Origin of the sequence: Paraburkholderia sp. BCC1886 (assembly GCF_900996245.1) — a bacterium.
Taxonomy (GTDB): domain Bacteria; phylum Pseudomonadota; class Gammaproteobacteria; order Burkholderiales; family Burkholderiaceae; genus Paraburkholderia.
In genome coordinates, this window is sequence record NZ_CAAJGK010000044.1 from 70,133 (window position 1) to 89,664 (window position 19,532).

Sequence of the window (19,532 nt, forward strand, 5' to 3'; positions counted from 1 at the left end):
CTTTTATAGCGTGGTCACACTATCGGTCAGGCAGTCGCGGCGCCGGCTTTCGACGCGCGTTCGAACGCGTCGAGGATCGGTCGCAGCGCGGCACGCTTGAGTTTCAACGCCGCCTGGTTCACCACGAGGCGCGACGAGATCTGCATGATCTCTTCGACCTCGACGAGATTGTTGGCGCGCAAGGTATTGCCCGAACTCACCAGATCGACGATCGCATCGGCGAGGCCGACCAGCGGCGCGAGTTCCATCGAACCGTACAGCTTGATGAGGTCGACGTGCACGCCTTTGGCGGCGAAATGCTGACGTGCGGTCTCGACGTACTTGGTCGCGACGCGCAGGCGCGCGCCCTGACGCACCGCGTTCGCATAATCGAAACCCGCGGCCACCGCGACCGACATGCGGCAGCGCGCGATATCCAGGTCGACCGGTTGATACAGGCCGCTGCCGCCATGTTCGAGCAGCACGTCCTTGCCCGCCACGCCGAAGTCGGCGGCGCCGTATTCGACATAGGTGGGCACGTCGGTCGCGCGCACGATGATCACGCGGACGTTCGCATCGGTGGTCGGCAGGATCAGCTTGCGCGAGGTCTCCGGGTCTTCGGCGACTTCGATGCCGGCTGCGGCCAGCAGCGGCAACGTTTCTTCGAAAATGCGCCCTTTCGACAAAGCCAGCGTGAGCGGCGCGCTCACTGCCGGCGACGACGACGTTTGCGGCATCGAACTCATGCCTGGCTCCCGGCCACGCGGCGCACTTTCGCACCCAGCGCGGTGAGTTTGGCTTCCATCCGGTCGTAACCGCGGTCGAGGTGATAAATACGGTCGATCAGCGTTTCGCCTTCGGCGCGCAGCGCGGCGATCACGAGGCTCGCGGAAGCGCGCAGATCGGTCGCCATCACCTTCGCGCCGGACAGCTTCCCGACACCGGTCACGAGCGCGGTATTGCCGTCGATCGTGATGTTGGCGCCGAGGCGGTTCAGTTCCTGCACGTGCATGAAACGGTTTTCGAAAATCGTTTCGACGACTTGCGCGGTGCCGTCCGCAATGGTGTTCAGCGCCATGAACTGCGCCTGCATGTCGGTCGGGAAGGCCGGGTATTCGGAGGTGCGGAACGTGACCGCGCTCGGGCGCCTGTTCATGCTCACGCGCATCCAGTCGTCGCCCTCTTCCACGTTCACGCCCGCTTCGCGCAGCTTTTCCGTGACGGCTTCGAGAATCAGCGGACGCACTTTGCGCAGCGTGACGTCGCCGCCGGCGGCGGCCACCGCGCACAGGAACGTGCCGGCTTCGATACGGTCCGGAATCACCGTGTGATGCGCGCCGTGCAGCTTGTCGACGCCCTGCACCACCAGCCGGTCGGTGCCGATGCCTTCGATCCGCGCGCCCATCGCGACCAGCAGATTCGCGAGGTCGCCCACTTCCGGCTCGCGCGCGGCGTTTTCGATGACCGTTTCGCCCACGGCCAGCACGGCGGCCATCAGCAGGTTTTCGGTACCCGTCACGGTGATCATGTCGGTGACGATGCGCGCCCCCTTCAGACGCTCCGCGCGCGCTTCGATGAAACCATGTTCGATGTTGATCTCGGCGCCCATCGCCTGCAGACCCTTGATGTGCTGATCCACCGGCCGCGCGCCGATCGCGCACCCGCCGGGCAGCGACACGCGCGCATGGCCGAAGCGCGCCACCAGCGGCCCGAGCACGAGAATCGACGCACGCATGGTCTTGACCATTTCGTACGGCGCGACCAGGTTGTCGACCTTCGACGCATCCAAAGTCACGCGACCCGATTCGCGGTCGCTTTCGATGCGCACGCCCATCTGGCCGAGCAGCTTGAGCATCGTGCGCACGTCCTGCAGATCGGGCACGTTCTCCAGATGAACCGGCTCCGCGCTCAACAGTGCGGCGCAAAGAATCGGCAACGCCGCGTTCTTCGCACCCGAAACGACGACTTCACCCGACAGCGGGTAGCCACCTTCAATGACGAGTTTATCCATGCCTGTCAGTTCCTGATCTGCCCGGACGGCTGCCGGGTCTGCTTTGACTGTGTTCGACGCGCCGCTACCGGCGTCGCGCCCTTCTTGAGTAATTCGCACTAAATTTCCAGCTTAAGCGGTCTGCCATTCGGCGGGCGTCAGCGTCTTCATGCTGAGCGCGTGGATTTCTTCGCGCATGCGGTCGCCGAGCGCCGCATACACGAGTTGATGGCGCTGGATCGGACGCTTGCCTTCGAAACTCGGCGAAACGATGGTCGCATAGAAATGCTGGCCGTCGCCTTCGACTTCGAGATGCTGGCAAGCGAGTCCAGCCGCGATGTATTGCTTGACCTGTTCGGGCGTCGGGTTCTGCGACATGAGAGATGCTCCTGTTCAGTGGCGCAGTTTGTAGCCGGATGCGAGCATGCGCATCGCCACCACGGCCAGCACCACGAAGAAACCGGCGACGATCGCAAGGCTCGTGAGCGGATTGATATCCGACATCCCGAAGAAACCGTAGCGAAAGCCGTCGATCATGTAGAAAAAGGGGTTGAGCCGCGACACTTCACGCCATACCGGCGGCAGCGTGTGGGTGGAGTAGAACACGCCCGAGAGGAACGTGAGCGGCATGATCAGGAAATTCTGGAACGCGGCCAGTTGATCGAATTTGTCCGCCCAGATACCCGCGATCAAACCGAGCGTGCCGAGAATCGCCGCGCCGAACACCGCGAACGCGATGATGTAAAGCGGTGCGCTGAAGCTGACCGGCACGAACCAGATGGTCACGATGAACACGCCGAAGCCCACCGCCAGTCCGCGCGCGAGCGCCGCCAGCACGTAGGCGGCGAACATCTCGTAGTGCGACAGCGGCGGCAGCAGCACGAACACGAGGTTGCCGGTGATTTTCGATTGAATCAGTGACGAAGAACTATTGGCGAACGAGTTCTGCAGCACGCTCATCATCACGAGGCCGGGGATCAGGAAGCTGGTGTACTCGACGCCCGGATAGACCTGCACGTGACCGCGCAATGCGTGACCGAAAATGGTCAGATACAGAAGTGCGGTGATGACCGGCGCGAGCACCGTCTGAAACGCCACCTTCCAGAAACGCAGGATTTCCTTGTAGAACAGCGTGGTGAAACCGCTATAGGCGCTCATGCGAGTCCCTCGATGACTTCCGGACCGTTCATGATCTGAACGAACACGTCTTCGAGATCGGCTTTGCGCACCTCGATTTCTTCCAGTACGCAGCCTGCCGAACGGCATTGCGCGAGAATCCGCTCCACTTCGTCGTAGCTCGCGAGACGCAGCAGATGCTGGCGGCCGTTGCCGTTGCCCGCGCCACTATCCACTTCGAGCGGCCGTAATTCCGCCGGCAACACGCCTTGCGAGAAACGCAGGAACAGTTGCATGCCGGCGAAACGTTGCAGCAGCGAGCTGGTGCGTTCCAGCGCGACCACTTCGCCGCGTCGCAGCATCGCGATGCGGTCGCACAGCGATTCGGCTTCTTCGAGGTAGTGCGTGGTCAGCACGATGGTGTGACCTTCGCGATTCAGGCGCGAGATGAATTTCCACAGCGTTTGACGCAGTTCGACGTCGACACCCGCGGTCGGCTCGTCGAGCACGATGACAGGCGGCCGGTGCACCAGCGCCTGCGCGACCAGCACGCGGCGCTTCATGCCGCCGGACAGCGCGCGCATGTTGGCGTCGGCTTTGTCGGTGAGGTCGAGATTGGCCATGATCTCGTCGATCCACGCGTCGTTGTTGCGCAGCCCGTAATAGCCGGACTGGATGCGCAGCGTTTCGCGGACGGTAAAAAACGGATCGAAGACCAGTTCCTGCGGCACGACGCCGAGCGAGCGGCGCGCATCGCGAAAGTCGGTGACGACGTCGTGACCGCGCACTGCGATATTGCCTTCGTCGGCGCGGGCGAGGCCGGCCAGAATGCTGATGAGCGTTGTCTTGCCCGCGCCGTTCGGACCGAGCAGTCCGAAGAACTCGCCTTCTTCTACTGTGAGGCTGACGCCCTTGAGCGCCTGCAAATCCTTGTAGCGCTTCTTGACGTTACGAATTTCGATGGCTGACATGACAATGGGCCGCGTACGGAGCGGCGCCTAAAGAAGCCCTGTGGGGGCGCAAAAATGCTGGGAGGAACGCTATTGGGGCCGGGGTTAGTCCGCCTGTTCGCCCCAAAAAACGGTTGATTATAGGGCAAAAATCGGCGGCCCCGACTGGCGTGGGGGCGTGGGAACGACGCTAGGGGAGCGTCAATGTCGCGCGGGTTCGGCGCTGCGGGAGTGAGCCGGCGCAAGCAGGGTGTCGATACCGTAGGCTTGCGCGAGACTGGCGAGACCAGCCGGCAGATTGACGATCTGAAACGGCGTACCGCGTGACGCGGCGGCACGCTCCCACGCGAGCAGAACGGCTAGCGCGGAGGAGTCGAACTGGGCGAGCGCCGTGCAATCCACGCCGTTCGCCCCGGCCGCGATACGCTGCAGCCCGGCCGAGAGCGCAGCCGTCGCGCTCTCGTGGGTCAGGGTCGCGCCGCAGTCGAAGCGGTTCGCGCCCTGCTGTTGTGCCGGGCTTTGCACCGGGTTCAGCAAGTCAGTCACGACTGCTTGCCTGCGGCGAGTTGCTGGTTACGCTGGGTCAGGAACTGGATCAGACCGTCCACGCCCTTCTGCTGGATCTGCTCGTTGAACTGCTGCTGATACGCCTGAATCAACCAGGCACCGAGCACGTTGATGTCGTACACGCGCCAGCCTTGCGGCGTCTTGTACAGGCGGTAATCCAGTTCGATCGGCGAGCCGTTGTTCATCACCACCGAGCGCACCACCGTGTCGGTGTCGTCCGGGTTCATGCGGAACGGCTTGTACTGGATCTGCTGGTCACGCACTTGCGCGAGCGCGCCCGAATACGTCCGGATCAGCAGCATCTTGAACTGTTCGACTACCTGCGACTGCTGCTCGGGGCTGGCGGCGCGCCAGTTACGACCCATTGCGAGTTGCGTGGTACGGCGGAAATCCGTGTACGGGAGGATTTTTTCGTTGACGAGTCGCGTGATATGCGAGATGTCGCCTTGCTGGATGGACTTGTCGGAGCGGACTGCGTCGATCACCTGCTGCGTGACGGTTTTGACGAGCGCGTCCGGCGCATTGCTGTCCACTGCTTGCGCCGATGCGCCTGCGCTGACAAATGAGAACAACGCCGCAAACAACGGTATCAGGAAGAATTTTTTCATTTCGAGCCTTGCCTTAAAAATAGTGCAACCGGTTTGAGCCGACATTAGCACGCGAGTTCAGCAGCAATCCATGCGCAAACTGCGAGATTCGTATCGATCTGTTACGGCCGCACCCTCAACGCAATTTGAACGACGGGAAGTTGAAGCGTGTCGGCGGCACCAGTTGGCCGGCCGGAATCTGCGTCGTTTCCGGACCGCCGTTCAGGTCGAGCGGCGGCGAGTCGGCACCGGATGCAGGCGTCGGCGCAACTGCATAGCCGGCGTCGCTGGCACCGCTGCCAGCGGCTGCCGCGCTGGCGCCCGAGGCCGGCTGCGCGGGCTTCGCCGTCGCCGTGCCAGCGGTTCCGGTCACCGCGCCAGCCGGTGCCGCAGCGGCTCCGGCTGCACCTGCTGCACCCGCTGCGCCGTCGTCGACGTCGTCGTACTTCGGCAACGGCGCTTCGTCGCCATAATTCGGCAATGCCTGCGACTGCTTGCCATCCGAGAGCAAATACTGACGGCGCTGCAGATACGCATTACGCACGAACGAGTACTTGTCCAGCGCCGCGCCCGACAAAACATCACCCACGTTCAGAAGATTCGCGCGCGTATTGATGACGTTCAGCCCGTAAAGCGCCCAGCTCAAACCGGCCGGATCGATGTAGCTGAGCGGATTCACATAATAGTTGCCGATCGATCCGATGGCGTCGCGCACCGTGCTCGGCCCGAACAGCGGCAGCACCAGATACGGACCGGCCGGTACACCGTAGTGGCCGAGCGTCAGACCGAAGTCGTTGTCGTGCTTGGGCAGCTTCGCCAGCGTCGCGACGTCGAACAGACCGCCGACCCCGAACACCGTGTTGATCACGATGCGCATGATGTCTTCGACGCCGTCGGTGATCTTCAATTGCAGCAGGTTGTTCGCCGCAATGTAGACGTCGCCGATGTTCGAGAAGAAGTTGGTCACGCTGTCGCGCACCGGCTGCGGCGTGATGAACACGTAGCCCTGCGCGACCGGCTTCAACGCGTACTGGTCGATCTTGTCGTTGACGGTGAAGATGGTGCGGTTCAGGCCTTCGAGCGGATCGCCTTTAGTCGGCGTCTGCACCGTCGTACAGCCGGCGAGCAGCAAAGCTGCTGCTGCCAGCTTCGCCAACTGGAAGGCGCGCGCGCCCCCGTTGTGTGAGGTCTGCATCGTTATTCTCCTTATTGACCGGCCGCGCCGGAGGCGGGCGAGGTCTGTACTGCGGGCGTGGGCGTCGGTGCAGCAGGCGTAACGGCGGGCGCGGCGGCGGGCGCGGCAATGGGCGCAGTCGCGGGCGCGGCGGCGCCGGAAGCGGCCCCCGGCTTCGCCGCGCCGGAATCCGCCGCCTTGCTATACAGGAACTGGCTGATCAGGTTTTCCAGCACGATCGCCGATTGCGTCATGGAAATGGTGTCGCCACCTTTGAGCATCTCGCTGTCGCCGCCGGGTTCGAGCCCGATGTACTGCTCGCCGAGCAGGCCGGAGGTCAGGATCTTCGCCGAGCTGTCTTTCGGAAACTGGTATTGCTTGTCGAGGTCGATCGTCACCACGGCCTGGTAGGCGTTGCTGTCGAAACCGATCGAGCCGACCCGGCCCACCGTCACACCGGCGCTCTTCACGGGCGCGCGTGCTTTCAGTCCGCCGATATTGTCGAACTTGAGCTTGACCGGGTATGTGGCCTGAAACGACAACGAGCTCATGTTGCCGGCCTTCAGCGCGAGAAACAGCAATGCCACGAATCCCAACACCACGAACAGGCCGACCCAGAAGTCGAGAGCAGTCTTTTTCATCGTCATCCTAAAGTGAATCCGCCGCGCCGCCGGCACGCCCCGCTGCGCGCGTCCATGACGCGGCGCCGGGCGATGGCAGCGCAGTTTTAGCTGAACATCAATGCCGTCAGCAGAAAATCGAGTCCGAGTACCGCGAGCGACGCGTACACCACTGTTTTGGTCGTGGCGCGCGACACGCCTTCCGGCGTCGGCTTGGCTTCGTAGCCCTGATACAGCGCGACGAAGGTCACCGCGAGGCCGAACACCACACTCTTGATCACACCGGCGCCGACATCGCGCCACACGTCGACGCCGCCTTGCATCTGCGACCAGAACGCGCCGGAGTCGACGCCGATCAGCAGCACGCCGACCACGTAACCGCCGAACACGCCGACCGCGCTGAAAATCGCGGCGAGAATCGGCATCGAGATGATGCCGGCCCACAAGCGCGGCGCGACCACCACCTTGACGGGGTCGACCGCCATCATTTCCATGGCTGTTAGCTGCTCGCCCGCTTTCATCAAACCGATCTCGGCCGTGAGCGACGTGCCCGCGCGGCCGGCGAACAGCAGCGCCGTGACGACCGGCCCGAGTTCACGCACGAGCGACAGCGCGACCAGCAGTCCGAGCGCCTGCTCCGAACCATAGCGGTTGAGTGTGTAATAGCCCTGCAGACCGAGCACGAAGCCGACGAACAGCCCCGACACGCCGATGATCACCAGCGAATAGTTGCCGACGAAGTGAATCTGTTTCGTGACGAGGCGCGGCCGGCGCAGCAGCGGGAAAAACTCGAACACCAGCCGGATGAAAAAGCGCGTGGCGTAGCCGGCCGTGCCGAGCCCGCCGATCACCGAGCGGCCGATCGCACTGATCATGATCGACCTCCGCCGATACCGAAATCCGCCGCGAGCGGCGTCTTGCTGGGGTAATGAAACTTGAACGGGCCGTCCGGCGCGCCGTCGATGAACTGACGCACGGTCGGGTCGGTCGAGGCACGCAGTTCGGCCGGCGTGCCTTCGGCGAGCACCCCGCCGTTGGCGAGGAAGTACACATAATCGGCAATCGCGAACGACTCCGGCACGTCGTGCGTGACCAGGATGGACGTCGCGCCGAGCGCCTGATTCAGCGCGCGAATCAGATTCGCGGTAATACCGAGCGAAATGGGATCGAGCCCGGCAAAGGGCTCGTCGTACATCATGAGTTCGGGGTCGAGCGCGATGGCGCGCGCAAGCGCAACACGCCGCGCCATGCCGCCTGAAATCTCCGAAGGCAGCAACTCGCGCGCACCGCGCAAACCGACCGCGTTGAGCTTCATCAGCACCAGATCGCGGATCAGTTCTTCGGGAAGATCGGTATGTTCGCGAAGCGCAAAGGCGACGTTCTCGAACACCGACATATCGGTGAACAACGCGCCGAACTGGAACAGCATGCCCATCTTGCGGCGCAGCGCGTACAACCCGTCGCGCGTCTGCCGGCCGATGTCCTGCCCCTGAAACAGAATCTCGCCGCGTTGCGCGCGGACCAGTCCACCGATCAGACGCAGCACCGTGGTCTTGCCGCACCCCGAACCGCCCATGACTGCCACCACCTGGCCGCGCTTGAAACGCAGGTTCAGGTTCGACAGAACGAGCCGGTCGCCATAGCCAAAAGCGACGTCGCGCAGCTCGAGTAGAGTCTCGGAAGGGGAAGACACGAAGCTGACAGTCCTTTTACACGGAAGCACGGAAGGCCGAATTATAGGGCCATCATGCAAAATTTGCCGTGAGGTGCCCTGTCCCTTGACGAAGCTTGAAGATTATTGCGTAAACGCGTGTTGCAGCGCAGAAACGGCCGCCGCCGGATCCCCTGCCTCCGTGACTGCGCGGACTACCGCGGCGCAACCAACACCGGTGGCCAGCACGTCCGGCAGCACCTGCAGATCGATGCCGCCGATCGCCACCAGGGGCACGACGCCGTCGAGCAACAGCACGTAGCGTGCCAGACGCTTCAAACCTTGCGGCGCCGTAGGCATGATCTTGGTGGTGGTCGGAAACACCGCGCCCAACGCAATGTAGCTGGGCCGGAAATGCAGCGCCTTCAGAATCTCGTAAAAACCGTGCGTCGACAGACCCAGCCGTATACCGGCCGTCGCCAGCGCGGCGAGGTCGGCCGTATGGACGTCTTCCTGCCCGAGGTGGACGCCGTAAGCGCCCGCTTCCAGCGCCGCCTGCCAGTGATCGTTGATGAACACCTGCGCCTCGTGCTCGCGTCCGGCCGCGACACTGCGCTCGATTTCGCGCTTCAGTTCGTCGGCGGGCTGGGCCGACTTGCGGCGCAACTGCACCGTTTTCACGCCGAAGCCGGCCACGCGCTCGACCCACTCCGCGCTCGGCAAGACCGGGTAAAGGCCGAGGCGCGCCGGGCATGGCGGAAACGCGAGCGAAGGCGCAGCCGGCAAGCCGGCGAGGCGCGGAAAGCGCGTCAGGTCCGACGGAAACGCGTCGCCGAGCGGGCCGTCCGCGCGGGTTTCGTCGCCGTCGCGCCAGGCGAGCGCCAATACCAATGCGTCGTGCGGATCGAAACCGCAGTCGAGAAAGGCGGCCAGCGCCGGCATCCAGTCCTCGGGCAGATGCCCTTCCAGCCGGTACGTCTCGCCGCCCAGGTGCAGCGTGGCCTTGTGTTCGGCTGCTTCGATCACGCCCGCACCCTGCACCAGCCAGCGCGCCACGTGCTCGCCGTCCGCCTCCTGATTGGCGATCACGATCAGGTCGCCGCCGTTCGGCTCGTCCGGTGCGGTCAGGCAGATTCGCCACGGTGCGTGGGTCGGCGGCCAGTCGCCCAGCCGGGCGCGGATGCGCTCGACCGTTTCGGTGAGTTCGTCGGCGGGCGGCCAGAACAGGTCACGGTCGTTCAATGCCAGAGTCTGCGTCATGTGGCGCTCCCGTCTTGATGCCAGAACGGCATGCCGACTACCGGCGTGCTCGCGTGTGCGCTTTCGCGCTCGGCCATCGGCCCCGCCAGAAAAGCCTGGCGGCCCGCTTCGACACCCAGCGCGAAGGCCCGCGCCATCGCTTCCGGATGGGTCGCCTGCGACACGGCCGTATTCAGCAGCACGCCGTCGAAGCCCCATTCCATCACCTGGGCGGCGTGCGACGGCACGCCGAGCCCGGCGTCGACGATCAGCGGCACGTCGGGCAAGCGCTCGCGCAAGACCCGCAAACCGTAGGGATTGATCACGCCCTTGCCGGTGCCGATCGGCGCACCCCATGGCATCAGCGCTTCGCAGCCCGCATCCAGCAGACGGCGGCCGATCACCAGATCTTCGGTGCAATACGGCAGCACCTTGAAGCCGTCCTTGACGAGCAGCGCCGCCGCTTCGATCAGACCGACCGGGTCGGGCTGCAGCGTGTAGTCGTCGCCGATCAGCTCCAGCTTGATCCATTCCGTCTCGAAAATTTCACGCGCCATCTGCGCGGTGTTCACCGCCTCGCTGACGGTCAGGCAACCGGCCGTGTTCGGCAGCAACGGCACGCCGTGGCGTTTGAGCAGATCGAAGAAACCGGTGTCGGCGCCGCCTTCGTTCATCTGCCGGCGCAACGCGACGGTCACCATGCCGGGCCGGGACGCGTCGATCGAATCGGACAGCGATTGCAGCGAGGGATAGCGCGAAGTGCCGAGCAGCACGCGGCTCGCGAAAGTCTGGCCGTACAGCGTGAGCGCGTCGGCGGGTTGGGAGGAAGTCATGAGCAGGATCCTGGTCTGGGGCAAACGCGGGGCGGTCTAGCCGCCGGCCACGGGTTGCACGACATCGAGCTTGTCGCCCGGCTGCAGTGCGCGCGCCGCATGCTGGCTGCGCGCGACGAAATCGCCGTTCAACGCGACCGCGAACGGCGGACGCGCGCCGAACGCGGCGAGCGCATCGGCGACAGTCGCGCCTTCGGGCAGCGACAACGGCTTCTGATTGATGTGAATGTTCATGGTGTTCGGAGACGGTTCAATCGGGGGCGGCACGGAGTTGTACGCAAGGTCGCGCGCCGGGGCGCGCAACGCTCACGCCGGCTCCCGCGTGGAATTCAGGTGATTCAGGTGAAACAGCTCGCTCCAGCGCGCGCCGCGCTGCCAGTCGGCAAACGCGTCCGCACTGCCGATGTGGCCGTCGAGCAGCGCCGCGGCGAAGCGCACGGCTTCGTCGGCGACTTCGGGCACGATCATATAGCCGTGCCGGTACAGGCCATTGACGCGCAACGTCTGCGCGCCGTCCCACAACAGGGCCGGACGGTGGTCCGGCAAGGTCGGGCGGCACTGCGAATTCAGCTCGAGAATGCGCGCCTCGCCGAATCCGGGATGCACCGAAAACGCCGCGCTTAGCAATTCGAGGGCCGAGCGCACGCTCATGGGCGACATGTCTTCGCCTTCGACTTCGGTCGCGCCGATCACATACAGGTCGTTCTGCTTCGGCGCGATATACAGCGGATAGCGCGGATGCAGCAGCCGCACCGGCCGCGTCAGACCGATACCCGGCGCGTGCACGCGCGCGACTTCGCCGCGAATTCCGCGCAAGGTCGGCAGCGCCGGCTTGGCGCCGAGCCCCCGGCAGTCGATCGTGATACGCGCGGGCGGCAGCGCGTGGTCGTCGATGGTCGTGTTCCAGTGCGTGTCGACGCCGCGCTGCGCGAGGCCCGCGGCCAGCGCGGTCAACACCTGACGGTTATCCAGTTGGCCTTCGCGCGGCAGCAGCCAGCCCTTGTTGAAGCGGCCGGCCAGCGCAAGCTCGGTGGCGCCGACCTGCTCGCCCGCGAGCGGCACGATACCGCCGTCGACCAGTTCGGCCGGCGCGTTCGAACGCACCCGGCGCTCGAACAGCGGCGCCTCGGTGCGGTCGGCGTGATGCCAGACCACCAGCGTGCCGTTGCGCTGGAAGAACACGGGTTCGGGCAATTCGGCGAGGATGCGCGGCCAGCTGTCGAGCGAACTCGCGCCCAGCCGCGTGATCAGCAGTTCCGCGCTGGCGGCTTCGGCGAGCGGCGCCAGCATGGCGGCCGCCACCCACGCGGTGGCTTGCGACCCGGTGGCGTCGCCGCGCTCGTAGAGCGCCACGCGATGCCCTTCGCCGGCCAGCCGCCACGCGACCAGCCGCCCGCAAAGACCGCCGCCGATCACGGCAAAGTCCGGTCGATCGGTGTGCACGGAAGCAGTCATCGGCCGCGCCTTTCAGGGCGGCAGACTGCGAACCCAGAGCGGGAATGACAGCGGCCGTTAAAACCGGCACGAACGCCGACGGGGCGCGGAGCAAAACACATCACGAAATAATCGGGGGTCATCGAGTCCTTTCCGTACGGCACAAAGCGCACGTACCCAAGGACGAAACCGGCGGGTGAGCCGGCCGGGCGATGCAGGCGTCGACATGACGCGCGCGGCCCGACGGGGAAGGGAAGACTGACTGCTTCCGGAAACTTCCCGCGCCGGTATTACCCGGATCGGGTGCAAAGGGTCTCTCTCAGCCTTGCCGCCGCCGCGCGAAAAACCTGCGGCCCGTGGGCAAAGCACCCCTGTTTCGTCGAGGGCCATTAGACCATAAAAGCCGCGACGGCCGCAAACCGGCGCGGCAGGGGGCCGGGCGGCTCTGGCACAATGCCGTGACCGGATTTCGCCGCCCCGGCGAGGCTGCTGAACACGCAACATCGCACGCAATGACACAGGCAACCACAGACGCAACGACAGACGCACCAGCGCGTACCCCAGCGAACTTAATTTTCGCTTAAGGGCATGGCGCCAGAATCTGACCCTCGGCCGCCCGGCACAGCACAGGGGCCAGCCAGACCGGGCTACCCCGAGGCCAGCACATCTCACCAGGATGCTCATGACACCCAATACCGCCAGCAGCCCCGCGCTACCGCCAGACGAAAGAGTCTCCGCCTGGAGCCTGATCAAACCGTACTGGGTTTCCGAAGAACGCAAGACCGCCTGGGGCCTGCTCATCGCCATCATCGTGATGAATCTGCTCGTGGTGTGGATCAACGTGCGGCTGAACCGCTGGAGCGCCGACTTCTACAACGCGCTGCAAAGCAAGAACGTGCACGATTTCCCGCACCTGCTGCTGGTGTTTTCGGGACTTGCGTTCGCCTTCATCATTCTCGCGGTGTACGGGCGGTATCTACGCCAGATGCTCGGGTTCCGCTGGCGCCAGTGGCTCACCACCCGCTATCTGAACGAGTGGCTGCACGACAGCGCGTTCTACCGCATCGAGCGCGACCGGCTCGCCGACAACCCCGACCAGCGGATCAGCGACGACCTGCAGTCGTTCGCCACCAGCACGCTGTCGCTCACGCTCGACCTGCTCTCCACGGTCGTCACGCTGGTGTCGTTCATCACGATCCTATGGTCGCTGGCCGGCGCGCTGAGCTTCTCGCTCGGCGGCACGCCGATCTCGATTCCGGGCTACATGGTCTGGGCGGCGGCGCTGTACGCGGTGGTCGGTTCGCTGATCATCCAGAAGGTCGGTCATCCGCTCGTGCCGATCAACTACCAGGCGCAGAAAGTCGAGGCTGATTTCCGTTTCGGCCTGATCCGCCTTCGCGAGAACGCCGAGCAGATTGCGTTCTACCACGGTATGGAAACCGAGAAGTCGAGCGCGACCACGCTGTTCGGCCGCATCCGCGACAACTGGTGGCAGGTGATGAAGTACACCAAGCGGCTGACCTTCGTGCTCAGTTTCTATGGCCAGATCGCGATCATCTTTCCGATCGTGGTCGCGGCGCCGCGCTACTTCGCCGGCGCCTTCACGTTCGGCGTGCTGATGCAGATCAACTCGGCGTTCGGCACGGTCAGCGACTCGTTTTCCTGGTTCATCAACAGTTACGGCTCGCTGGTCGAGTGGCGCGCTACCGTGAACCGGTTGCGCGAATTCAGGCGCGTGGTGGGCGCCCCGCGTCTCAAGGAATCGGTCTCGCCGGCTACCGCGCACGGTGGCATCAACCTGCATCTGATCGACGCCGCGCAGCTTTCCACGTCGGGTCTGGAACTCGCGCTGCCGAACGGCCATCCGCTGTCGCGCATTCGCGATATCGCGATCCAGCCCGGTTCGCGCTGGCTGGTGCGCGGTCCGTCCGGTTCGGGCAAGAGCACGCTGATGCGCGCGCTCGCCGGTCTCTGGCCGTTCGGCAACGGCGCTATCGACGCGCCCGTCAACGCCCGCATGATGTTCATCCCGCAAGTCAGCTATATGCCGATCGGCCCGTTGAAGGCCGCCCTCGCCTACCCGTCCACCGCCGACGCGTATTCGGACGAGGCCTGCCGTGAAGCGCTGGTCGCCTGCCACCTGTCGGAGTATGCCGACCGTCTCGCGGAATCGGGCCACTGGACGCGCATTCTGTCGCCGGGCGAACAGCAGCGTCTGGCCGCCGCCCGCGTGCTGCTGCACAAGCCGGACTATCTGTTCCTCGACGAAGCCACCAGCGCGCTCGACGCGGAAAACGAAAGCCGTCTGTACCGGCTCTTCACCGAGCGCCTGCCGAAGGCGGCGATTGTCAGCGTCGCGCATCGCGAGTCGCTCGCGGCGTTCCATAGCGAAACGCTCGACGTCGAGCGCTCGGATGAGGTTGCGGCGGCATGAGCGACGCGGGTGACGTGGGTGACGTGGGTGACGTGGGTGACTCGAGCGACGCGGCCAGTTCTCAAAGCCCGGGCCAAGCCGAAGCGGATCGCGTCGTCCTGATCACCGGCGCGGGCTCCGGCATCGGCGCGGCGCTCGCTCGCCGCATCGCCGCGCGGCACACCATGCTGATGCTGCACGCGCGCGGCGCCGACGAAGCCTCGCGCAAACGCCTCACGCAAGTCGCCATGGAATGCGACGCCCAAGGCGCACGCTGCGCAACGGTCTTCGGCGACCTGGCCGAGCCCGACACAGCCGCGCGAATCGTCGACCAGACCCTCGCCCGGTTCGGCGCGCTCGATCAACTGGTAGCCAATGCTGGGCATGCGCAGCGCCAAACGCTCGCGGCGCTCGATCCGCACACGTTGAGCGAGAGCTTTTCGGCGATGCCCGGGGCGTTCGTCGCGCTCGTCAACCGCGCGGCGCCTGCCCTGAAAACCTCCCGACGCGGCCGCGTGGTCGCGCTCAGTTCGTTCGTCGCGCATCGTTACCACGCGGATGCGCCGTTCGCCGCGACGGCCGCCGCCAAAGCGGCGCTCGAATCGCTGGCGAAAACGGCGGCGGCCGAGCTTGCCGCAGAGGGCGTGACCGTCAATTGCGTGGCGCCGGGCTACACCCGCAAGGACCGCGGCCCGAGCGCCGCCAACGCCGAAGTCTGGACCCGCGCCGCCGCCGCGACGCCGCTCGGCCACGTCGCGGAACCCGCCGACATCGCGGCGCTGATCGCCTTTCTGCTGTCCGACGAGGCGCGTCACATCACCGGTCAGGTGATCCACATCGACGGCGGCCTCACGCTCGGTTGAACCGACGAAACGAGTCGACCGCAGCGCGGCCGAAAAACCCCTCACGGCAACACCTGGAAATATCCGAGAAGAGTTCGAAAGGATTTCCAGACCGGCCGAGTTGTTCCCCGCTTTGAAAAAGCCCCGCAGCGGCGACGATAGCCGTGCGGACCGATCTTCGGACGGCTCCGCCACGCCACCTCTCGTTCCCGGAACCGCCGCCCATGTCATTCGATCGCCGCCGTCTGCCGTTCTTCGCGGCATGCTCCGAGCGCCGCCCGGCCCGGCTTGCGGCCCTTCCCGATGCCCATCATGCCGCCGTCGTTCGCTGACACTGCCGCCCGCGCGACGCGAGCCATGCAAGCCACGCCCGGCACACGCGCATTCACACGCCGCCGTGCCGCATGGCTCGCGCTCGGCGCCACGCTCGCGCTCGGCCTGAACGGTTGCGCGTGGACGCTCATCTCCGCAGCCGACGCCACCGGTTCGTTGATCCAGGCCGGTTACGCGATCGCGTCGGGCTATTCGTCGCCGACCTTCATCAACGGCAAGCCGGCCGACCTGCGTCACGTGTGTGTCGAAGTGAACCAGATGGTGTCGGTGGGCGACTTCGTGCCGGCGCTGCAACTCGCGCTCGACAGGCGCGGGGTTCGTTCGGACGTCTACAATCCCGGCACCTCGCCCGCCAGTTGCGAAGCGCGCCTCGTGTATAACGCCGCCATCGACTACGGCCGCCGCGAATTCAGCGACGACGCGGTCCAGTATCTGTCGATCATCGATCTCACGCTGATCCAGAACGGCCGCATTCTCGTCACCGCCCGTTATCAGACCGGCGGCCTGAACACCGACCGCTTTTCGTCCGCGTCGACCAAGCTCAACGGCCTGATCGCGAAGATGCTGGTCGATCAGACCGACTTCGCGCGTCAGTCGATGCAGACCTCGCAGGCCAACTAGATCCGCGCGCGAATTTCCATTTCTTACGCGGGAAAGGATTCGAAAGCGTCGCCCGCTTTTCGTCGCGCGAACGGATCACTAAGATGGCCTGGATGAACCAATCCATTCTTGTCGTCGACGACGACCCCGTCGTCCGTGAGCTCGTCAGCAGCTATCTGCAGGGGCGCGGCTTTCAGGTCGACACCCTCGAGCACGGCATGGCGCTGCAACGCAAATTGCAGGAAGAACGCCCTGCGCTGATCGTGCTCGACATCATGATGCCGGAGCTCGACGGCATCAGCGCGCTGCGCGCGTTGCGCGTCGCCGGCGACGATATCCCCGTGATTCTGCTGACCGCGCGGGCCGATCCGATCGACCGCGTGATCGGCCTCGAACTCGGCGCCGACGATTATCTCGGCAAGCCGTTCGAGCCGAGCGAACTGGTCGCGCGCATCCGCACGGTGCTGCGCCGGCGCGGCTCGATTGCGCCGAGCGCGCCGGAGCAACGCGCGCCGTATCGCTTCGGCCGTTTCGAGGTGAATTTTCCGGCGCGTGAATTGCGCCGCGACGGCGAGCGCATCACGCTGCGTTCGAGTGAATTCGCGATGCTGAAGGTGTTCGTCACGCATGCGATGACCGTGCTCACGCGCGCGCAGTTGCTGGAGAAGCTGCACGGCAATAGCGAGGTGCATCGCAACCGCAGTCTGGATGTGTCCATCTGGCGGCTGCGCCGGCTGATCGAAGTCGATCCGTCGGAGCCGCGTTATGTGCAGACCGTGTGGGGACGCGGTTATGTGTTCGTCCCGGACGGTGAGATCGGCGCGGCCGAACGCAGTGCGTCGCCGCTGGCCTCGTAGGTGAACCAAGACTAGCCGGGCAAGGGACGCCTTCCTTGCCCTGCCCCTGCCCCTGCCGCCTGCGCTCAGAACGTCAGCACGTCAGAACGTCAGCACGCTCATGAACATGCGCTGCAACCAGCCGAGCGTGGTGGAGTCGGTGACCACGCCGACGCCGGTCTGCTCGATACGCGCATTGGCGACCTTGCTCGACTCGACGTAATTACCCGATTCGATGTCTTTCGGGTTGACGATCCCCGACAGGCGCAGCCGGTCCGTGTTGCCGCTCATCGCAATCACCTTTTCACCCGACACCACCAGATTGCCGGTCGACATCGTGTCGATCACGGTCACGGCCAGTGTGCCGGTCATACCGGTCGCATCGGTGAGCGCGCCTTTGCCGGAATACGTCGTGGCGGCCGAGCCGATGTTGAACAACCTGGCGAGCCGCGCCGCAGCACTGGTCGTGTTGTCGGCGGCGGTCGCGGTAATCGCGCTCGACCGGCTTGCCGCGGTGGTCGCCGTATTGTTCGCGTTGTACGACTCGGAGAGGACGATCGTCAGCACGTCGCCGATATGCTGCGCGTGCGGCGTTTCGTACAGCAACAGCGGCGCGCCCGCCTGATAGATCGCGCCTTGCGTGTTCACGTTCAGCGCGGCCGAGGCGAGCGGCGGCGCCATCGGCGTCTCGACGATCGATTTCGGCTGCGCGCAGGCCGCGAGGCCGGCCAGCGCGGCGGCGGCGCCCAGCGCGAGCGTGTGACGTAGCGCGGTCATGCGTGCTCCTGGGCCCAGATTGGCCGGATCGAGAGTAGGCGTCGTCGCGACGCCCGGTAATTGCCTGGCCATGGCTTTCATCCCGCCTCCACACCGCTTGCCTGCCATTGCCGCACCACCGACTTCACCCACGCATCCGAGCCTTTCAGCAGATACGTGAGCGTGCCGTTGCGGGTGCCCGGCAGAAAACACAGCGTGATGGAACTCACCGAGTTCTCCCACACATACATCGGCATGCCGGTCTGGCTCGACACGTTCTGCCTGACGAGGCGCGGCACACCGTAGCGGTCGGCGAGCGCATCGCGCAGGTCTTCGGCGGTGACTTCGTCGACCACGAAAGAGATTTCATAGAGCCGCAACGGGCTCTGCCCATCGACGCGCGCGAAGCGCAGCACGTGCTCCTGGGCCGGCGAGCCGTCGACCACCGCTTGCGAGACGGCCCAGCCGTCATCGCCGCGATGCGCCCAGCGGCACGCCACCGTCAGACTGTCGTGCGATTTGAGCCGCATGCCGAGCGCGCCCGCCTGCACATCCGTTTCGCAGACCGGCACGCTGCCGACCGGCGTCGCCCGCACCGTGCCGCCCGCGCGGAATTCGTCGAGCGTGAGCCCGAGCGCGATGCCGCGAAACGCAAACGGCGTATCGGTCGCGCGGCGCCGCGCGTCGGCGGACGCCGCTTTGTTCGTGGTACTGGCGACATGCGCGACACGAGCGACGTTCGCGCCATGCACGTCCGTCTGCGCATCAGCCATCCAGGGCGTAAGCCCGCCGAACCACGCGAGCACGCAAGCAAGCCGTTTGAGATTCATGATCAGTCGATCGCGGATGAACACATATCGAACGGTGAGGCTGCCGCATGGCCGACCACCGGAATGATTTTCAGGGTCGCGGAGGTCAGCCGGCACGGCAGCGCCGCGACGCCGCAGCCGCCAAGCGGCAACAGCGTCGCGCCGAGCGTCAACCACGCAGCGACACGTAACGTGCGGTGAATCATGCTTGGGGTCGACACACGGGCCTCGGTGCTTCAAGCAGTCGTATTGATGTTGTGACCGACGAGGCCGGCCGGCGACGTCGGCAGCTCGCTGGCGGCCGCCGGTTGTGCGGCGGCCGCGGTTGCGGCGGTCGCCGTGGTCGAGTGAGCGGGACGCTGCGTCGCCGCAGTCGAAGCGATCGGAGAAAATTGAGTAGAACCGAGATTGGAAACAGTCATGATGGGCCTCGCATGGCGCTGGATTACGAATTCACGCCGCCTGCCGGAGACCCAGGACGTCAGGCCTGTACCCGCATGCGGCGCAACGGTACTGCACGACGAATGATCTCGCCGGGCAGGCGCTGGCGATGCACGAAGTAAAGCGCGCTTTTCAGCAGGCCTTACCAGCTGTTGCGATCCATTTCCCCGAGTTGCGAAATGCGCGCTATTTATTTTCCGGCGAGGGTCTGAAAGCGCGCAAACCAGAGGCGGCGAGGTGTCGGCAGGTTGCCGAATATCCCAGGCGGAGCAGGCCCGGAGCCTTGCAGGACGGCGTTGAGGCAGCCGGGCGGCCGCACGCCGCACCCGTTAGTAAGCATGTGTAATAAAACAGACGGGCGC

General features: G+C 65.1%; 23 protein-coding genes and 1 riboswitch. Of the genes, 4 read left to right on the forward strand and 19 right to left on the reverse strand.

The features are described from left to right. Positions 1 to 26: 26 nt before the first annotated feature. The 15 genes from hisG to FQ746_RS14340 form a co-directional block, all read right to left on the reverse strand. Positions 27 to 725 (reverse strand): ATP phosphoribosyltransferase, encoded by a 699-nt coding sequence (hisG, locus tag FQ746_RS14270; RefSeq protein WP_144110035.1) that lies wholly within the window; start codon positions 723 to 725, stop codon positions 27 to 29. Then, entirely contained in the window at positions 722 to 1,990 is a 1,269-nt protein-coding gene (gene murA / locus FQ746_RS14275) for a UDP-N-acetylglucosamine 1-carboxyvinyltransferase (protein ID WP_144110036.1), read from the reverse strand. Before murA ends, hisG begins: the two co-directional genes overlap by 4 nt. A gap of 111 nt (positions 1,991 to 2,101) precedes the next feature. Then, entirely contained in the window at positions 2,102 to 2,347 is a 246-nt protein-coding gene (locus FQ746_RS14280) for a BolA family protein (RefSeq protein WP_144110037.1), read from the reverse strand. A 15-nt stretch (positions 2,348 to 2,362) separates the two neighbouring features. Next, entirely contained in the window at positions 2,363 to 3,127 is a 765-nt protein-coding gene (locus FQ746_RS14285) for an ABC transporter permease (protein ID WP_144110038.1), read from the reverse strand. Then, on the reverse strand, positions 3,124 to 4,056 hold the full coding sequence (locus FQ746_RS14290; protein ID WP_144110039.1) for an ABC transporter ATP-binding protein: 933 nt from the start codon (positions 4,054 to 4,056) through the stop codon (positions 3,124 to 3,126). The genes FQ746_RS14285 and FQ746_RS14290 overlap by 4 nt, the downstream gene beginning before the upstream one ends. A gap of 180 nt (positions 4,057 to 4,236) precedes the next feature. Continuing rightward, entirely contained in the window at positions 4,237 to 4,581 is a 345-nt protein-coding gene (locus tag FQ746_RS14295) for a lipid asymmetry maintenance protein MlaB (RefSeq protein WP_144110040.1), read from the reverse strand. After that, positions 4,578 to 5,210 (reverse strand): phospholipid-binding protein MlaC, encoded by a 633-nt coding sequence (locus FQ746_RS14300; protein WP_144110041.1) that lies wholly within the window; start codon positions 5,208 to 5,210, stop codon positions 4,578 to 4,580. Before FQ746_RS14300 ends, FQ746_RS14295 begins: the two co-directional genes overlap by 4 nt. Positions 5,211 to 5,325: 115 nt before the next feature. Beyond that, positions 5,326 to 6,384 carry a VacJ family lipoprotein gene (locus tag FQ746_RS14305; protein WP_144110042.1) on the reverse strand — a complete coding sequence of 353 codons (1,059 nt, stop codon included), beginning with the start codon at positions 6,382 to 6,384 and terminating at the stop codon, positions 5,326 to 5,328. A gap of 11 nt (positions 6,385 to 6,395) precedes the next feature. Then, entirely contained in the window at positions 6,396 to 7,004 is a 609-nt protein-coding gene (gene mlaD / locus FQ746_RS14310; RefSeq protein ID WP_260854047.1) for an outer membrane lipid asymmetry maintenance protein MlaD, read from the reverse strand. An 86-nt stretch (positions 7,005 to 7,090) separates the two neighbouring features. Beyond that, on the reverse strand, positions 7,091 to 7,858 hold the full coding sequence (mlaE, locus tag FQ746_RS14315) for a lipid asymmetry maintenance ABC transporter permease subunit MlaE (protein ID WP_144110044.1): 768 nt from the start codon (positions 7,856 to 7,858) through the stop codon (positions 7,091 to 7,093). Then, positions 7,855 to 8,676 (reverse strand): ABC transporter ATP-binding protein, encoded by an 822-nt coding sequence (locus tag FQ746_RS14320; RefSeq protein WP_144110045.1) that lies wholly within the window; start codon positions 8,674 to 8,676, stop codon positions 7,855 to 7,857. Before FQ746_RS14320 ends, mlaE begins: the two co-directional genes overlap by 4 nt. 102 nt (positions 8,677 to 8,778) lie before the next feature. Continuing rightward, entirely contained in the window at positions 8,779 to 9,894 is a 1,116-nt protein-coding gene (gene thiE, locus FQ746_RS14325) for a thiamine phosphate synthase (protein ID WP_144110046.1), read from the reverse strand. Next, entirely contained in the window at positions 9,891 to 10,706 is an 816-nt protein-coding gene (locus tag FQ746_RS14330; RefSeq protein ID WP_144110047.1) for a thiazole synthase, read from the reverse strand. Before FQ746_RS14330 ends, thiE begins: the two co-directional genes overlap by 4 nt. Positions 10,707 to 10,742: 36 nt before the next feature. Continuing rightward, complete coding sequence (thiS, locus tag FQ746_RS14335; protein ID WP_144110048.1) at positions 10,743 to 10,940, reverse strand: sulfur carrier protein ThiS; 198 nt, start codon at positions 10,938 to 10,940, stop codon at positions 10,743 to 10,745. 72 nt (positions 10,941 to 11,012) lie between these two features. After that, the gene (locus FQ746_RS14340; RefSeq protein WP_144110049.1) at positions 11,013 to 12,161 is read right to left on the reverse strand and encodes an FAD-dependent oxidoreductase; all 1,149 of its coding nucleotides are present in this window, start codon (positions 12,159 to 12,161) and stop codon (positions 11,013 to 11,015) included. 238 nt (positions 12,162 to 12,399) lie between these two features. Next, positions 12,400 to 12,523: riboswitch (TPP riboswitch) on the reverse strand. A gap of 299 nt (positions 12,524 to 12,822) precedes the next feature. On the opposite strand from FQ746_RS14340, the gene FQ746_RS14345 reads away from it, so the two are divergent. From FQ746_RS14345 to FQ746_RS14360, 4 genes are all read left to right on the forward strand, one after another. Continuing rightward, a complete protein-coding gene (locus FQ746_RS14345) occupies positions 12,823 to 14,574 on the forward strand; it encodes an ABC transporter ATP-binding protein/permease (protein WP_144110050.1) in 1,752 nt (583 codons plus the stop codon). Continuing rightward, the gene (locus FQ746_RS14350; protein WP_144110051.1) at positions 14,571 to 15,416 is read left to right on the forward strand and encodes an SDR family NAD(P)-dependent oxidoreductase; all 846 of its coding nucleotides are present in this window, start codon (positions 14,571 to 14,573) and stop codon (positions 15,414 to 15,416) included. The genes FQ746_RS14345 and FQ746_RS14350 overlap by 4 nt, the downstream gene beginning before the upstream one ends. Before the next feature lie 336 nt (positions 15,417 to 15,752). Continuing rightward, positions 15,753 to 16,349 carry a hypothetical protein gene (locus FQ746_RS14355; protein ID WP_260854049.1) on the forward strand — a complete coding sequence of 199 codons (597 nt, stop codon included), beginning with the start codon at positions 15,753 to 15,755 and terminating at the stop codon, positions 16,347 to 16,349. Positions 16,350 to 16,441: 92 nt separating this feature from the next. Next, positions 16,442 to 17,185, forward strand: a complete 744-nt coding sequence (locus FQ746_RS14360; protein WP_144110105.1) for a response regulator — start codon at positions 16,442 to 16,444, stop codon at positions 17,183 to 17,185. An 81-nt stretch (positions 17,186 to 17,266) separates the two neighbouring features. On the opposite strand, the gene FQ746_RS14365 is transcribed toward FQ746_RS14360, so the two are convergent. The 4 genes from FQ746_RS14365 to FQ746_RS14380 all read right to left on the reverse strand — a co-directional run bounded on the left by FQ746_RS14365 (position 17,267) and on the right by FQ746_RS14380 (position 19,151). After that, positions 17,267 to 17,941 carry a flagellar basal body L-ring protein FlgH gene (locus tag FQ746_RS14365; RefSeq protein ID WP_144110106.1) on the reverse strand — a complete coding sequence of 225 codons (675 nt, stop codon included), beginning with the start codon at positions 17,939 to 17,941 and terminating at the stop codon, positions 17,267 to 17,269. Positions 17,942 to 18,018: 77 nt separating this feature from the next. Next, positions 18,019 to 18,750: a hypothetical protein gene (locus FQ746_RS14370; protein WP_144110052.1), complete on the reverse strand. Its 732-nt coding sequence runs from the start codon at positions 18,748 to 18,750 to the stop codon at positions 18,019 to 18,021. Between the two features lie 2 nt (positions 18,751 to 18,752). After that, a complete protein-coding gene (locus FQ746_RS14375; RefSeq protein WP_144110107.1) occupies positions 18,753 to 18,935 on the reverse strand; it encodes a DUF6726 family protein in 183 nt (60 codons plus the stop codon). A 30-nt stretch (positions 18,936 to 18,965) separates the two neighbouring features. Further along, on the reverse strand, positions 18,966 to 19,151 hold the full coding sequence (locus tag FQ746_RS14380) for a hypothetical protein (RefSeq protein WP_144110053.1): 186 nt from the start codon (positions 19,149 to 19,151) through the stop codon (positions 18,966 to 18,968). Positions 19,152 to 19,532 lie beyond the last annotated feature (381 nt).